Origin of the sequence: Shimia aestuarii (assembly GCF_022814865.1) — a bacterium.
In the GTDB taxonomy this organism is placed as follows: Bacteria; Pseudomonadota; Alphaproteobacteria; order Rhodobacterales; family Rhodobacteraceae; genus Shimia; species Shimia aestuarii_A.
In genome coordinates, this window is sequence record NZ_JAKVRD010000001.1 from 336,750 (window position 1) to 352,907 (window position 16,158).

The window sequence follows — 16,158 nt, forward strand, 5'->3', positions numbered from 1 at the left end:
TCATTCAGTGGCCGGATGGCCGCGCGATCAATCTTCGTCGCGGCTTTCCGGGGTTTCCACGAGACCGCTGTCAAACACGTCGTCGACGGTGGCATCCTCGGTCGGAGCAGCCAGCGCCGCAGCCGCTTCGGCTTCCTCGCGGCGCGCCTCGATCACAATATTGTCGCGATCTTGCGCCACACGGCGGACGTTCTGGGTCGCGCCGCCGGTACCGGCCGGGATGAGGCGGCCCACGATGACGTTCTCCTTGAGGCCCACGAGCTTGTCCTTCTTGCCCTGCACCGAAGCCTCGGTAAGAACGCGGGTGGTCTCCTGGAAGGAGGCCGCCGAGATGAAGGAGCGGGTCTGGAGCGACGCCTTGGTGATGCCGAGCAGGATCGGTTCGCCGGATGCCGGGCGGCGGCCTTCGGCCAGCGCCTTTTCATTGGCAGCGTCGAATTCCTGCTTGTCCACATGTTCGCCCTTGAGCAGCGTGGTTTCGCCGGAGTCGAGGATCTCCCATTTCTGGAGCATCTGACGCACGATGACTTCGATGTGCTTGTCGTTAATCTTCACACCCTGAAGGCGATAAACGTCCTGCACCTCGTTGATCATGTAATCCGCCAGCGCCTCGACACCCATGATCGACAGGATGTCGTGCGGGGCCGGGTTACCGTCCATGATGTAGTCACCCTTCTGCACGAAGTCGCCTTCCTGCACCGGGATGTGCTTGCCCTTGGGCACCATGTATTCGACGGGCTCCATCGACTCGTCTGCCGGTTCGATCGAGATGCGGCGCTTGTTCTTGTAGTCGCGACCAAAGCGCACGTAACCATCGATTTCGGCGATGATCGCGTGGTCCTTGGGACGACGGGCTTCGAACAGTTCGGCCACACGCGGCAGACCACCGGTAATGTCCTTGGTCTTGGCGCCTTCACGCGGAATACGCGCAACCACGTCACCTGCGTTGATCTGTTGGCCATCTTCGACCGACAGGATCGCGTCCACGGACATCGGGTAGTGCACCGGGTTGCCCGCATCGTTGCGCACCGGCTCGCCGTTTTCATCGACAAGGATGACTTCCGGCTTGAGCTCGTTGCCCTTCGGAGCCGCACGCCAGTCGGCGACGATCTTCTGGGTCATGCCGGTCGCGTCATCGGTTTCTTCGCGCACGGCGATACCGGAGACAAGATCGACATATTTCGTGGTGCCCGATTTCTCGGCAAGGATCGGCAGAGTGTACGGATCCCATTCGAACAGCTTTTCGCCGCGCTTGATGCTCTGGCCGTCCTTGACGAAGAGCTTGGTACCGTAGCCGATCTTGTGGCTGGCGCGTTCCTCGCCGGTCTCGTCCTGGATGATGAGCTTCATGTTGCGGCCCATGACGAGCGCTTCGCCATGCACGTTCTCGAGGATCTGAGCGTTCTCGAAGACGATGGTGCCGTCCTGGCTCGCTTCGAGGAACGACTGCTGACCACCTTGAGCAACGCCACCGATGTGGAAGGTCCGCATCGTCAGCTGTGTACCGGGTTCACCAATCGACTGTGCCGCGATGATGCCCACGGCTTCGCCAGTGTTGACGATGGTACCGCGCGCAAGGTCACGACCATAGCACTGGGCGCAGACGCCTTCCTCAGCCTCACAGGTGAGCGGGCTGCGGATACGCATGGAGGCCACACCGGCTTCGTCGATGGTGTCGGCCATGCGTTCGTCGATCAGCTCGCCCTGTGCCACGATCACCTCATCGGTGCCCGGACGCAGAACATCATCCGCGGCCACACGACCGAGGACACGCTCTGCGAGCGAGGCGACGACTTCGCCGTCGTTGACCGCGGCTTCTGCGGTGATCGCGTTCTCGGTGCCACAATCGTTCATGCGCACGATGCAGTCCTGCGCCACGTCGACGAGGCGACGGGTCAGGTAACCGGAGTTCGCGGTCTTCAGAGCCGTATCCGACAGACCCTTACGGGCGCCGTGGGTCGAGTTGAAGTATTCAAGAACGGTCAGGCCTTCCTTGAAGTTCGAAATGATCGGTGTCTCGATGATGTCGCCGTTCGGCTTGGCCATCAGGCCGCGCATCCCGCCGAGCTGTTTCATCTGAGTGACCGAGCCACGCGCACCGGAGTGGGCCATCATGTAGACCGAGTTCGGTTCCGCTTCGGCGCCGTTCTCATCGGTCTGTGCCGCCGAGATGGTGCCCATCATGGCGTCGGTGACCTTGTCGTTACACTTCGACCATGCGTCCACGACTTTGTTGTACTTTTCGCCCTGAGTGATCAGACCGTCCATGTACTGCTGTTCAAAGTCCTTCACCTGATCGCGGGTTTCATCAACGATGGTCCACTTGGTGTCGGGAATAACCATGTCGTCCTTGCCGAAGGAAATCCCGGCCTTGAACGCTTCTTTGAAGCCCATGGACATGATCTGGTCGCAGAAGATGACCGACTCTTTCTGACCGCAGTAGCGGTAGACGGTGTCGATGACGTTCTGCACTTCTTTCTTGCGAAGCAGCTTGTTCACAAGCTCGAACGGGGCCTTGGCGTTCTGCGGAAGCAGCGCCCCGAGGCGCACGCGACCGGGGGTGGTCTCGAAACGCTTCATGACCTCAAGACCGTTCTCGTCGATCTGCGGAATACGCGCAGTGATCTTCGCGTGCAGGTGCACCGCGCCGGTATCAAGAGCGTATTGCACTTCGTCAATCGAGGAGAAGACCATGCCTTCGCCCTTCATGCCTTCGCGCATGATCGTCGTGTAGTAGAGGCCGAGGATCATATCCTGCGACGGAACGATGATCGGCGAGCCGTTGGCGGGCGACAGAACGTTGTTCGTCGACATCATCAGGACGCGCGCTTCGAGCTGAGCTTCAAGGCTCAGCGGGACGTGCACGGCCATCTGGTCACCGTCGAAGTCAGCGTTGAACGCCGAACAGACGAGCGGGTGCAGCTGGATCGCTTTACCTTCGATAAGAACCGGTTCGAACGCCTGAATACCAAGACGGTGCAGCGTCGGCGCACGGTTGAGCATCACCGGGTGTTCGCGGATCACCTCGTCGAGGATATCCCAAACTTCGGGGCGTTCCTTCTCGACCAGCTTCTTGGCCTGTTTCACGGTGCTCGAAAGACCTTTGGCTTCGAGGCGCGAATAGATGAAGGGCTTGAACAGCTCGAGCGCCATCTTCTTGGGCAGACCACACTGGTGCAGCTTGAGTTCCGGGCCGGTCACAATGACCGAACGGCCCGAGAAGTCGACGCGCTTACCGAGAAGGTTCTGACGGAAGCGGCCCTGCTTACCTTTGAGCATGTCCGAGAGCGATTTCAGCGGACGCTTGTTCGCGCCGGTAATGACGCGGCCACGGCGACCGTTGTCAAACAGAGCGTCGACGGATTCCTGAAGCATCCGCTTTTCGTTGCGCACGATGATATCCGGCGCGCGGAGTTCGATCAGCCGCTTGAGGCGGTTGTTCCGGTTGATGACGCGGCGATAGAGATCATTGAGATCCGACGTCGCGAAACGGCCACCATCGAGCGGCACCAGCGGGCGCAGTTCCGGCGGAATGACCGGGATCACGGTCAGGATCATCCATTCGGGGCGGTTGCCCGACTCTAGGAAGGATTCCACGACCTTGAGGCGCTTGATGATCTTCTTCGGCTTCAGTTCGCCCGTCGCTTCCGCGAGGTCTGCGCGAAGCTGTTCGGCCTCGGATTCGAGGTCGATCTGGGAGAGCATCTCGCGGATCGCTTCGGCACCGATATTGGCGGTGAAGGCGTCCATGCCATAGGCATCCTGCGCGTCCATATACTCTTCTTCTGTGAGCATCTGGCCGTAGGTCAGGTCGGTAAGGCCCGGTTCGATCACGACGTAGTTTTCGAAGTAGAGCACGCGCTCGAGATCACGCAGGGTCATGTCGAGCATGAGACCGATGCGCGACGGCAGCGATTTCAGGAACCAGATATGTGCGACGGGCGCGGCCAGTTCGATATGGCCCATACGCTCGCGGCGCACTTTCTGGAGGGTGACTTCGACGCCGCATTTTTCGCAGACGACGCCGCGATACTTCATGCGCTTATACTTGCCGCAGAGGCATTCGTAGTCCTTGATCGGGCCAAAGATACGCGCACAGAAGAGACCGTCACGCTCGGGCTTGAACGTGCGGTAGTTGATGGTTTCCGGCTTCTTGATCTCACCATAGGACCACGAGAGGATCCGCTCCGGCGAGGCCAGCGATACCTTGATCTCGTCGAACACTTTCGGCGGGGTCAGCGGGTTGAACGGGTTGTTGGTCAGTTCCTGGTTCATTTTGATATCCTAAATCTTGTGCGGAAGGGATGATGGGGTAAGGGCGCGGGGCCCTTACTCGTCCACCTCCGCATCCAGGAGTTCCATGTTCAGGCCGAGGCCGCGGACTTCCTTCACGAGAACGTTGAAGGATTCCGGGACGCCCGCTTCGAAGTTGTCTTCGCCTTTGACGATCGACTCGTAGACCTTGGTCCGGCCCGCCACGTCATCCGACTTGACGGTGAGCATCTCTTGCAGCGTGTAGGCCGCGCCATATGCTTCCAGAGCCCAGACCTCCATCTCCCCGAAACGCTGACCACCGAACTGTGCCTTACCACCGAGCGGCTGCTGGGTGACGAGGCTGTACGGGCCGGTCGAACGGGCGTGGATCTTGTCGTCGACAAGGTGGTGCAGCTTGAGCAGGTACTTGATCCCGACGGTGACCGGGCGTGCAAACTGCTCGCCGGTGCGGCCGTCGAACAGGATCGACTGACCGGATTCGGAGAAGCCTGCGCGCACAAGTGCGTCGTTCACGTCTGCCTCTTTGGCGCCGTCGAAGACCGGAGTCGCGATCGGCACACCACGGGTCACGTTGCCAGCGGCTTCGAGAAGCGCGGGCTCGTCCATGGAGGTGATGCCTTCTTCGTAGACATCTTCGCCATAGGCCAGCTTCATCGCTTCGCGCACCGGGGTCAGATCGCCCGAGCGGCGGTATTCCTGAAGCGCTTCATCGACGTTCAGACCAAGACCGCGTGCGGCCCAACCCATGTGGGTCTCGAGGATCTGACCGACGTTCATACGCGACGGAACACCGAGCGGGTTGAGGCAGAAGTCGACCGGGGTGCCATCTGCGAGGAACGGCATGTCCTCCATCGGAACCACTTTCGAGATCACACCTTTGTTCCCGTGACGACCGGCCATCTTATCGCCCGGCTGAAGCTTGCGCTTCACGGCGATGAAGACCTTGACCATCTTCATCACACCCGGCGGCAGGTCATCGCCGCGGCGGACCTTCTCGACCTTGTCCTCGAAACGGGCATCAAGCGCGCGCTTCTGGATCTCATACTGCTCGTGCAGGGCCTCGACGATCTGTGCATCGGCTTCTTCCGCAAGCGCGAGTTGCCACCACTGACCACGGGTCAGGGTTTCGAGCAGATCCTCGGTAATTTCCGAGTTCGCCTTGACGCCTTTGGGGCCTTTCACGGCGGTCTTGCCGAGGATCAGACCCTTGAGGCGGGCATAGATGTTGCGGTCGAGGATGGCGAGTTCGTCGTCGCGGTCACGCGCCAGACGTTCCACCTCTTCACGCTCGATCTGAAGCGCACGTTCGTCTTTCTCGACACCGTGACGGTTGAAGACGCGGACCTCGACAACCGTGCCGAAGTCGCCCGGCTTCACGCGCAGCGAGGTGTCGCGCACGTCCGAGGCCTTCTCGCCGAAGATGGCGCGCAGAAGTTTCTCTTCCGGCGTCATCGGGCTTTCGCCCTTCGGCGTGATCTTCCCGACGAGAATATCGCCCGGCTCCACATCGGCACCGATATAGACGATGCCCGCCTCATCGAGGTTGCGCAGGGCTTCCTCGCCGACGTTGGGGATGTCGCGGGTGATCTCTTCCGGGCCGAGCTTCGTGTCACGGGCGGAGACTTCGAATTCCTCGATGTGGATCGAGGTAAAGACGTCGTCACGCGCGATACGCTCGGAGATCAGGATCGAGTCTTCGTAGTTGTAGCCGTTCCAAGGCATGAAGGCGACGACGACGTTCTTGCCGAGCGCCAGTTCACCGATATCCGTCGACGGACCATCGGCGATCACTTCGCCTTTCTGAACCGTGTCACCCACCTTCACCAGCGGGCGCTGGTTGATACAGGTGTTCTGGTTCGACCGCTGGAACTTGCGCATCCGGTAGATGTCGACGCCGGCATCGCCAAGCTCGAGATCTTCGGTGGCGCGCACAACGATACGCTGGGCGTCGACCTGGTCGATGATGCCGCCGCGGGTCGCCATGATCGCAGCGCCCGAGTCGCGGGCCACGATTTCCTCGATGCCGGTGCCGACGAGCGGCGCCTCGGCACGCAGGAGCGGCACGGCCTGACGTTGCATGTTCGAACCCATGAGAGCGCGGTTGGCGTCGTCGTTTTCAAGGAACGGGATGAGCGAGGCCGCGACCGAAACCAGCTGTTTCGGGGAGACGTCGATCAGGTCCACGTTCTCGCGCGGTGCGAGGGTGTAGTCGCCGTTCTGACGGGTCGAGACGAGATCGTTCTCGAATTTGCCCTCGGTGTTGAGGTTGGCGTTCGCCTGAGCCACGGTGTGGCGCATCTCTTCGGTGGCCGACATGTAATGCACTTCGTCGGTGACCTTCGCATCTTTCACGACACGATACGGGGTCTCGATGAAGCCATACTTGTTGACGCGCGCGAAAGTTGCGAGCGAGTTGATAAGACCGATGTTCGGGCCTTCCGGCGTTTCAATCGGGCACATGCGGCCATAATGGGTCGGGTGCACGTCGCGCACCTCAAAGCCTGCGCGTTCGCGAGTCAGGCCGCCCGGGCCAAGCGCCGAGAGGCGACGCTTGTGCGTCACTTCCGAAAGCGGGTTGGTCTGGTCCATGAACTGCGACAGCTGCGACGAGCCGAAGAATTCACGCACAGCCGCCGCGGCCGGTTTGGCGTTGATAAGGTCTTGCGGCATGACGGTGTCGATTTCGACCGACGACATGCGTTCCTTGATGGCACGTTCCATGCGCAGGAGACCCACGCGATACTGGTTCTCCATCAATTCGCCGACCGAGCGCACACGACGGTTGCCGAGGTGGTCGATGTCGTCCACGTCGCCCTTGCCGTCACGAAGCTCAACGAGCGCCTTGATACAAGCAACGATGTCTTCCTTGCGCAGGGTGCGCTGGGTGTCTTCGGCGTCGAGCGCAAGACGCATGTTCATCTTCACGCGACCAACGGCCGAGAGGTCATAGCGCTCGCTGTCGAAGAAGAGCGTGTCGAACAGGGCCGACGCGGCTTCGACCGTGGGCGGCTCGCCCGGGCGCATGACGCGGTAGATGTCCATGAGCGCGGTTTCGCGGTTCATGTTCTTGTCCTGCGCCATGGTGTTGCGCATGTAGGGGCCGACGTTGACGTTGTCGATGTCGAGGACCGGGATATCGGTGATGCCCGCGTCGAGCAGCTCTTTCAGGGAGCCACCGATGACTTCGCCGTCCTTGTCGTATTCCATCGTCAATTCGTCACCGGCTTCGACATAGATCGCACCAGTTTCTTCGTTGATGATGTCCTTGGAGACGTATTTCCCGACAATGTGGTCGAAGGGTACGAGAAGGTTGGTGATCTTGCCTTCGTCGATGATTTTCTTGACCGCACGCGGCGTGACTTTCTTGCCCGCTTCGCAGATCACTTCGCCAGTGGCCGCGTCGACGAGATCGTAGGTCGGACGGGTGCCGCGCACGCGTTCGGGGAAGAACTTGGTGACCCAACCCTTGTTCTTCTCGAGCTTGAAGTCGACGGTTTCGTAATAGGCATCCATGATGCTTTCTTGGTCGAGACCAAGCGCATAAAGAAGCGTTGTGACCGGCAGCTTGCGGCGACGGTCGATACGGGCGAACACGATGTCCTTGGCGTCGAATTCGAAGTCGAGCCAGGAGCCGCGATACGGGATGATGCGGCAGGCGAACAGGAGTTTACCCGAGGAATGCGTTTTGCCCTTATCGTGGTCAAAGAACACGCCCGGCGAACGGTGCATCTGGGAGACGATCACACGCTCGGTGCCGTTGACGACAAAGGTGCCGTTCGGGGTCATCAGGGGCATGTCGCCCATAAAGACGTCTTGTTCCTTGATGTCCTTGACCGACTTGGCGCCGGTGTCTTCGTCCACATCGAACACGATCAGGCGCAGCGTGACCTTGAGCGGCGCCGAATAGGTCATGTCGCGCTGCATGCACTCTTCGACGTCATATTTCGGCTTTTCAAGCTCGTAGTTCACGAACTCGAGCACGGAGGTCTCGTTGAAATCCTTGATCGGGAAGACCGATTGGAAAACACCCTTGATGCCTTCACCGTCCATCGGGAGCGCTTCGTCGCCGGAGCGCAGGAAGAGATCGTAGGAGGATTTCTGAACCTCGATGAGGTTCGGCATTTCGAGGACTTCGCGGATCTTGCCGTAATACTTACGCAGACGTTTTTGGCCAAGGTAGGTCTGAGCCATGGTCGATGTCACCTTTCACTTCTCTTGCGAGTGTGCCGACCGTCGGGCCCCGGTCGCACACCCATCCGAGATGGTCGAGTTCAGATCAATTCCCGGTCGCCGTCCCGAGTGGCAACCTCCCGATCTTTGAACCTCGCCTTAGAAAAGGCTTTGTTGAAAAAGCCCTCTCTGAGACAGGTTCGGCTGGACGCGGTATAACCCGCATCCAGCCTGACAAATCTGGTGGAACGCGCCGGTTGCCCGGTCCGTTCCCGCCGGATTACTTGACTTCGACTTCTGCGCCAGCTGCTTCCAGCTTGCCCTTGATGTCTTCGGCTTCTTCTTTCGAAACGCCTTCTTTGACAGCCTTGCCGCCGGCTTCGACCAGCTCTTTGGCTTCTTTGAGGCCCAGGCCGGTGATGCCGCGGACTTCTTTGATGACGTTGATTTTCGAGGCGCCGGCCGACTTCAGGATGACGTCGAATTCGGTTTTCTCTTCCTCAGCTGCACCGCCGGCGTCGCCACCAGCTGCGCCTGCGACCATGACGGCGCCGCCAGCTGCGGGCTCAATGCCGTACTCGTCTTTGAGGATGGTTTTCAGTTCTTGTGCTTCGAGAAGGGTCAGACCCACGATCTCTTCTGCAAGTTTTTTCAGATCAGCCATTTTAGACTCTTTCCGTTTCTAGGTATGTGTTCCAACGTTGGGCGATAGTGCCTACGCGGTTCCAAAGTTGCTTACGCAGCCTCTGCCTTTTCCTCGATGGTAGACAGGATGGATGCGATGTTCGAAGCAGGTGCGCCAATCGCGCCAGCGATGTTCGAAGCAGGTGCGCCGATGCAGCCGACGATCGAAGCAATAAGCTCCTCGCGCGACGGCATTTTCGACACGGCTTCAACGCCGGCACGGTCAAGAGCGTTCTCACCCATTGCACCGCCAAGGATTTCGAACTTTTTGTTCGTCTTGGCAAAGTCCTCGGCGACCTTGGCTGCTGCCACGGGGTCTTCCGAGTAGGTCAGAACGGTCATACCCGTAAGAAGGTCTGCCATGCTCTCGCAGGGCTTGTCCTTAAGGGCGATCTTGGCGAGCCTGTTCTTGGCGACACGAACAGCACCACCCGCGTCACGAGCACGTGCGCGAAGGTCCTGCATGTCAGCAACCGTGAGACCGGCGTAGTGGGCTACCACGACGACGCCAGAGCTTTCAAAGATCTGGCCGAGTTCCTCGACCACTTTCTCTTTCTGGGCTCTATCCACAGTTTCACTCCAAATTTGGAAGGCTCTCACCTTCCGGCTCATGTTTGCGCAAACCCGAGGGCTCACGCGTTCAGGTCCAAACTTACGGGTAAGGAGTCCAGGATCGCTCGAAGGATGGCCTTCCAGAATTCTTGTCTCGTTCCCCATCTCAGGAAGGAATTATTCATGGCCAAAGCGCCGTGAACCCTCCGTCTTGGACAGGCCAAACCTGAAAAGGGACCCGTATACACGAATCCCTTCCGGCTTGGACAGGGGTTCATTAAAGGCCATAGCCCGGTTTGTCTATCGTCTTTTTGATTTTCAGCGCCACCAGAGCTTGCGCTTCAAAGAAAAACGGGCGGAGCCATGCCCCGCCCGTCTCTCAATTCTGTCGTTGCGACGGCTTACTGAGCCGCTGCGCTGTCCACGTCGATGGTCACACCCGGGCCCATGGTCGAGCTCAGAGCGATCTTCTTGACGTATGCACCTTTGGCGCCCGACGGCTTGGCCTTGAGAACGGCTTCCATGAAGGCACGCACGTTTTCGACCAGTTTACCTTCGTCGAAGGACACCTTGCCGAGTCCCGCATGCACAACACCGGCCTTCTCGGCCTTGAACTGCACTTCGCCGCCCTTGGCCGCTTCAACAGCTGCCTTGACGTCCATGGTCACGGTGCCGACCTTCGGGTTCGGCATCAGGTTACGCGGGCCGAGGACTTTACCAAGGCGACCGACGATCGGCATCATGTCCGGGGTCGCGATGCAGCGATCGAACTCGATGGTGCCGCCCTGAACGGTTTCCATGAGGTCTTCTGCACCAACGATATCCGCACCAGCGGCCTGAGCTTCTTCAGCCTTCGGGCCACGAGCGAACACGGCGACGCGAACGGTTTTGCCGGTGCCGTTCGGCAGGCCGACAACGCCGCGGACCATCTGGTCTGCGTGGCGCGGATCAACACCGAGCTGCACTGCGATCTCGACGGTTTCGTCGAATTTCGCGTTGGCGTTACCTTTGACGAGAGCAACAGCCTCTTCGACGGTCAGGTTTTCCTTGCCTGCAAACGCTTCACGCGCTGCGGCAGTACGCTTACCAAGTTTCGCCATTACTTCACCTCGATGCCCATGGAGTTCGCCGAACCAACGATGATCTTCATCGCGGCCTCGATGTCATTGGCGTTGAGATCCTTCATCTTGGCTTCCGCGATCTCACGCACCTGCTTGACGGTGACCGAACCCACGGTTTCGCGCGACGGGTTGGTCGCACCGGATTTCAGTTTCGCCGCCTTCTTCAGGTAATAGGACGCCGGCGGCGTCTTGATGTCCATGGTGAAGGACTTGTCCTGATAGTAGGTGATCACGGTCGGGCACGGCGCACCGGGCTCCATATCCTGCGTCTTGGCGTTGAACGCCTTGCAGAATTCCATGATGTTGATGCCGCGCTGACCCAGCGCCGGACCGACCGGCGGAGAGGGGTTCGCTTGACCGGCGGGCACTTGCAATTTCATCGTGCCTGCGAGCTTCTTGGCCATAAGCCTTTTCCTTTTCCAACATCCTCGGGGCGCGCCCTTCGGATTGCTACGTTGTGTGGTCTGGTCCGGGCATCGCGATGCCCTCGCCTCCCACGCGGGGGTGGCGCCCGAAGGCGCCGCTCACATCAGGCCTGTTTGGTGACCTGCGTGAATTCCAGTTCGACCGGGGTTTCCCGACCGAAGATCGACACCGTCACCTTGAGGCGCTGGTTGTCGTCGTCCACTTCCTCGACCATGCCGTCGAAATCTTCGAACGGGCCGTCGTTGACCTTGACCTTCTCACCAACCTCGAAGGTGATGAGGGTGCGCGGTGCTTCCTGACCTTCCTCGACGCGGCCAAGGATACCCTGCACTTCTGCGTCGCGCATCGGCATCGGGCGGCCTTGCGGGCCAAGGAAACCGGTGACCCGGTTGATCGAGTTGATGAGGTGATAGCCGCGGTCGCTCATCTCCATGTGCACGAGCACGTAGCCCGGCATGAAGCGGCGCTCGGTCGTGACCTTCTTGCCGCGACGCACCTCAATGACCTCTTCGGTCGGCACCAGAACCTCGTCGATCTCGTCTTCGAGATCGCTTTCGATCACCGACTGGCGGATCTGTTCTGCGATCTTCTTTTCGAAGTTCGACAGCACGCTAACCGAATACCACCGTTTCGCCATCTGATCGTTCTTTCCCGTCTTGCGCCGATCCCGAAGGATCAAGAATTTCCAAATATCACCCGGCCTTCTATGACCGGTCCCGAACAAAAAATCGGCGCGTGGCTCGAATCGCCGCGCGCCATGTGTAGGGGATGCGCGTCGGGATAGTCCCGAACGCCCCCGATTTCAAGCGTTTTTCAGGCTCGAGCGGATCAGCCGAAGATCGACAGGACCATCTGAAGACCGCCGCGGATAAGGATATCCACCAGCGAGAAGAACACGGCCGTCAACGCCGCCATGATGAAAACCATGACCGTTGTCAGAAGGACTTCGCGGCGGGTCGGCCATACGACCTTTGCGACCTCGGCACGGACCTGCTGGATGAACGTAAGCGGATTGGTTTTGGCCATGATGTGTCTTCTTAGCTTGAATCAGGGGCCGACATACGCGGCGCGTCAGGGAATTTCAAGGCCGGATTGGCGCTTGTCGCTCCGAGCGCCGCGGAAACCCTCAGAGCGCGGTGCGCAACCAGCTGTCAATCCGATCGCGCAGATGTTGAATTGCTTTACGCAAAACCACGATCTCGTGCTTCCAAAGACCTACAAACGCGCGCCAAAGCGCGGCGCTATAATCCCGCGCGCGCTCGGGACCAACCGCAACGGAGACCGCAAGGAAGAGCACCACCCCCCAGACCCCAAGGCGTAGAACCGGCAAGGGGTTGGCCGTGGCCGAAGCCATCAGCATCACAAGCGCGGCAAGGCGCGGACGCGGCCACTTGGCATCGTGATGCGCGCGGCGGCGGGCCTTGGCGGCGGCGACTTCTTCGGGCGTCCCTCCGGCAAGGTCAGGCGCATTGCGACGCATGGCTTGCTCTACACGCGAAAGCGTGGACGGTGCCGGCTGTGTCTCAGGCGAAAGAGTCGCGAAACGACGACTCGCCTCCCCTTCGAGCCGTGCCCGGTCTGCAGGGGGGAGATTCTGTGCCTCGCACTTGCGCTGGCGCACTTTCTGAATTCCGACCGTATGGAACGGCCCCATGCCATCTTGCTTCATCTCGCACCTATCGCGTCTCGTCCTGGCCGGTGGGACTCGCGCAGACCCTACCGACGCCAACACGACAGCAGTGGCGCAGAAAACAGGTGCTCTCGGGGCGCAATTGCGGAAACCCTGAGGCGCGAATGAAGCAATATGTCTGGAAAGTGGCAGGGGCAGCAGGGTTCGAACCCGCGACCTACGGTTTTGGAGACCGTCGCTCTACCAGCTGAGCTATACCCCTAAAGTGCGTGGACTGTTACGGAATCGCTTACGAGAATTCAAGCGCAAAAACGCCCTTCCCTACCGGAGTTTTCGCCCTAGGGCTTGGTCTTGAAACGAAACGCCGCTCGTTGACCGGGATTGGCTTTGACCGACGCAATGAGCTGGCGCATTTCGCGATCGATCCGCAGGGGTTTGACGACCTGTTTCATATCCCTGAGATGCGCGATGATCTCACCATCCTCCATCCCGGCCACGTTCAGCCCCGCAAGCACTTCGGCGGGCAGTTTTCTCTTGTAGAGAAACGAGACCGAATCCCGATGCACATGCGCCACCGGCTCAAAATACTCTGACAGGACCGCCATCTGCACCGCGATCCAAGGTTGTTGCCACCAAAGGAAATCCTGTTGCACAACAATTGACCGCCCCGGAACGAGATGCGGGAAGAAAAGCGCGCTCATCTGGTCCATCGTGGCGGCGGTCTTGGAGGCGTCCATCACCAGCACTTCGATATCGCCCCCCTCCCAGCCGATATCTTCGATCTGCCCTTTCCTGAGACTGATCCCCTCGCCCCAGGGCGCTAGAAACCGCTCGGCAATCGGTAAGAGGTCCGTGCCAAACGGTCCAAGGAGCGGCGGGGTCTCGTGCGGACTCTCAGAGGACGGCGGGTTGTTGCAATATTGGCGATAGCGTTTGCGGAAAATCTCGAAATCGCCAACCTCGAACTTGTCATAGCCATGCACGACCTGATCGCGCCCAGCCTGCGCCACGCCCTCCGCAAGACAGGCGGCCGAGCCACCCGCGAATGATCCGAGATCGACAATCGCCCCTGCCCCCGTCGCCCAATCGCGGGTCAGCGCCACGTAGTAGGCCTGTTCGTCAAATTGCAGCATGGTCGGAATTTTGGCGGCTGGGCCAAGATCGGCGGGCGAGAAATCGTCCCAGATACGATCTTCAAAGAAACGGTCGGTCAAGGGGCTCTCTCCGTTGCGCCACGCTACAAAGAAGTCTCGGAGGAATGGCGCGGGAAGGCAAGCGGCCAAGTGGTCCCACCAAACCATCGCCCCCAAAAGAAAAGGCCCCGCCGTTTGGCGGGGCCTTCTGATCTTTCAGGTCAAACCTGGCTTAGTCGAGGATCTTCGACACAACGCCGGAGCCGACGGTACGGCCACCTTCGCGGATGGCGAAGCGCAGGCCTTCTTCCATCGCGATCGGCGCGATCAGTTCCACGGCGAACTTCAGGTTGTCGCCCGGCATCACCATCTCGGTGCCCGACGGCAGTTCAACGGTCCCGGTCACGTCGGTCGTGCGGAAGTAGAACTGCGGACGGTAGTTCGCGAAGAACGGCGTGTGACGGCCACCTTCATCCTTGGTCAGGATGTAGGCTTCGGCTTCGAACTTGGTGTGCGGGTTCACGGAGCCCGGCTTGCAGAGAACCTGGCCACGCTCAACCGCTTCACGGTCCACACCGCGCAGCAGCGCGCCGATGTTGTCGCCTGCTTCACCGCGGTCAAGCAGCTTGCGGAACATTTCAACGCCAGTACAGGTCGTCTTCTGGGTGTCCTTGATGCCGACGATTTCGATCTCGTCGCCCACGTTGATCACACCACGCTCAACACGGCCGGTCACAACCGTACCACGACCCGAGATCGAGAACACGTCTTCGATCGGCATCAGGAACGGCTGGTCGGTGGCGCGCGGCGGCTGCGGGATGTACTCGTCAACAGCGGCCATCAGCTCAGCAATCTTCTGCTCGCCGATTTCCGGGTCGCGACCTTCGAGAGCGGCCAGAGCCGAACCCGCGATGATCGGGATATCGTCGCCCGGGAAGTCGTATTCGGAGAGAAGTTCACGCACTTCCATCTCGACGAGCTCGAGGAGCTCTTCGTCGTCGACCTGGTCAACTTTGTTGAGGAACACGACCATCGCCGGGATGCCGACCTGACGGCCAAGCAGGATGTGCTCGCGGGTCTGCGGCATCGGGCCGTCAGCAGCGTTCACAACCAGGATCGCGCCGTCCATCTGGGCCGCACCGGTGATCATGTTCTTCACGTAGTCGGCGTGGCCGGGGCAGTCGACGTGGGCGTAGTGACGCGCGTCGGTCTCGTATTCCACGTGCGCGGTCGAGATGGTGATGCCGCGGGCTTTCTCTTCCGGCGCGCCGTCAATCTCGTCATAGGCTTTGAAGTCACCAAATTGCTTGGTGATCGCTGCCGTCAGGGTCGTCTTGCCGTGGTCAACGTGACCAATCGTGCCGATGTTGCAGTGCGGTTTACTGCGCTCAAACTTTTCCTTAGCCATCTCGAGGCGCCTTCCATGTGATGAGTGGGCACGCTGCCCGTATTTATCTACCGCGCGCGACATATTTGGTTGCGCGGGAAAAATCAAGCGTGACTTGACGCGATTACTGGCTGCCGTCCTGCTCTTTCTTCTTGTCCTTCCAACAGGCCGCGAGTTCTTCGGCACTCGGGGACTCTGTCATGCAAGCGCGGTTCTCGTGGAGCCAGTCCTCGAGAGCCTTGGCCACGTTGTGCGACAGGTTCGCCATCTGCTCTTCGGCAGTCATGGTCAGACCAGAGCCGACAATGCTTGCCCCGGTGAAGGTCTCAAGCACGGTGATCATCTTCGGCTCATCGTGGAACTTGCCACCGGCGCGGTCATCCCATGCCGTAACCGTAATAATAAGCGCGGATTTCGGCGCGAGAAGAATCGGCACGCCCGGCTGGGCAAGCACATAGCCCGACACGTTCACACCAAGATGGACAAGTCGCGTCCCGTTGTAGCGACCAAGACGCGCGTCAATTGCACCTTTGACCGAAGCGATCCACTCTTCCTTGCTCGCCTCGCGCGACAGCGGCCCCTTGGTCAGGTCCGGTGCGACGACGATATTATGGCCAAGTTTGAAATCGCCAAGATCGACCGGCGCTTCGGTCACCTCTTTTTGCGGCACGGCGCAGGCAGCGACGACAAGGAGGGTCGAAAGCAGGGCAAAGATTCGGAGCATCAGGCGTGTCCTTTTGATCAGGGTCACGAAGCGGCATATCCGAAACCTGCCAACCG

General features: G+C 59.9%; 12 protein-coding genes and 1 tRNA gene. All 13 read right to left on the bottom strand.

The window, feature by feature from the left end:
• Positions 1–27: 27 nt before the first annotated feature.
• Entirely contained in the window at positions 28–4,275 is a 4,248-nt protein-coding gene (gene rpoC, locus MK745_RS01805; RefSeq protein ID WP_243611561.1) for a DNA-directed RNA polymerase subunit beta', read from the bottom strand.
• 54 nt (positions 4,276–4,329) lie between these two features.
• Positions 4,330–8,466, bottom strand: a complete 4,137-nt coding sequence (gene rpoB / locus MK745_RS01810; protein WP_243611562.1) for a DNA-directed RNA polymerase subunit beta — start codon at positions 8,464–8,466, stop codon at positions 4,330–4,332.
• Positions 8,467–8,725: 259 nt separating this feature from the next.
• Positions 8,726–9,109, bottom strand: coding sequence for a 50S ribosomal protein L7/L12 (rplL, locus tag MK745_RS01815; RefSeq protein ID WP_243611563.1), 384 nt, complete (start codon positions 9,107–9,109; stop codon positions 8,726–8,728).
• A gap of 71 nt (positions 9,110–9,180) precedes the next feature.
• Entirely contained in the window at positions 9,181–9,699 is a 519-nt protein-coding gene (gene rplJ / locus MK745_RS01820; protein WP_243611564.1) for a 50S ribosomal protein L10, read from the bottom strand.
• Between the two features lie 383 nt (positions 9,700–10,082).
• Positions 10,083–10,781 carry a 50S ribosomal protein L1 gene (gene rplA, locus MK745_RS01825; protein ID WP_243611565.1) on the bottom strand — a complete coding sequence of 233 codons (699 nt, stop codon included), beginning with the start codon at positions 10,779–10,781 and terminating at the stop codon, positions 10,083–10,085.
• Positions 10,781–11,206 (bottom strand): 50S ribosomal protein L11, encoded by a 426-nt coding sequence (gene rplK, locus MK745_RS01830; RefSeq protein WP_243611566.1) that lies wholly within the window; start codon positions 11,204–11,206, stop codon positions 10,781–10,783. Before rplK ends, rplA begins: the two co-directional genes overlap by 1 nt.
• Positions 11,207–11,331: 125 nt before the next feature.
• Positions 11,332–11,865, bottom strand: coding sequence for a transcription termination/antitermination protein NusG (gene nusG, locus MK745_RS01835; RefSeq protein ID WP_243611567.1), 534 nt, complete (start codon positions 11,863–11,865; stop codon positions 11,332–11,334).
• Positions 11,866–12,056: 191 nt separating this feature from the next.
• Positions 12,057–12,254 carry a preprotein translocase subunit SecE gene (gene secE, locus MK745_RS01840; protein WP_243611568.1) on the bottom strand — a complete coding sequence of 66 codons (198 nt, stop codon included), beginning with the start codon at positions 12,252–12,254 and terminating at the stop codon, positions 12,057–12,059.
• A 100-nt stretch (positions 12,255–12,354) separates the two neighbouring features.
• On the bottom strand, positions 12,355–12,897 hold the full coding sequence (locus tag MK745_RS01845) for a hypothetical protein (RefSeq protein WP_243611569.1): 543 nt from the start codon (positions 12,895–12,897) through the stop codon (positions 12,355–12,357).
• 147 nt (positions 12,898–13,044) lie between these two features.
• Positions 13,045–13,120, bottom strand: a tRNA-Trp gene (locus MK745_RS01850).
• Between the two features lie 76 nt (positions 13,121–13,196).
• A complete protein-coding gene (locus MK745_RS01855) occupies positions 13,197–14,072 on the bottom strand; it encodes a hypothetical protein (protein WP_243611570.1) in 876 nt (291 codons plus the stop codon).
• Between the two features lie 151 nt (positions 14,073–14,223).
• Positions 14,224–15,399 (bottom strand): elongation factor Tu, encoded by a 1,176-nt coding sequence (gene tuf / locus MK745_RS01860; RefSeq protein ID WP_243611556.1) that lies wholly within the window; start codon positions 15,397–15,399, stop codon positions 14,224–14,226.
• Between the two features lie 103 nt (positions 15,400–15,502).
• Positions 15,503–16,102: a hypothetical protein gene (locus MK745_RS01865; protein WP_243611571.1), complete on the bottom strand. Its 600-nt coding sequence runs from the start codon at positions 16,100–16,102 to the stop codon at positions 15,503–15,505.
• Positions 16,103–16,158: the final 56 nt, after the last annotated feature.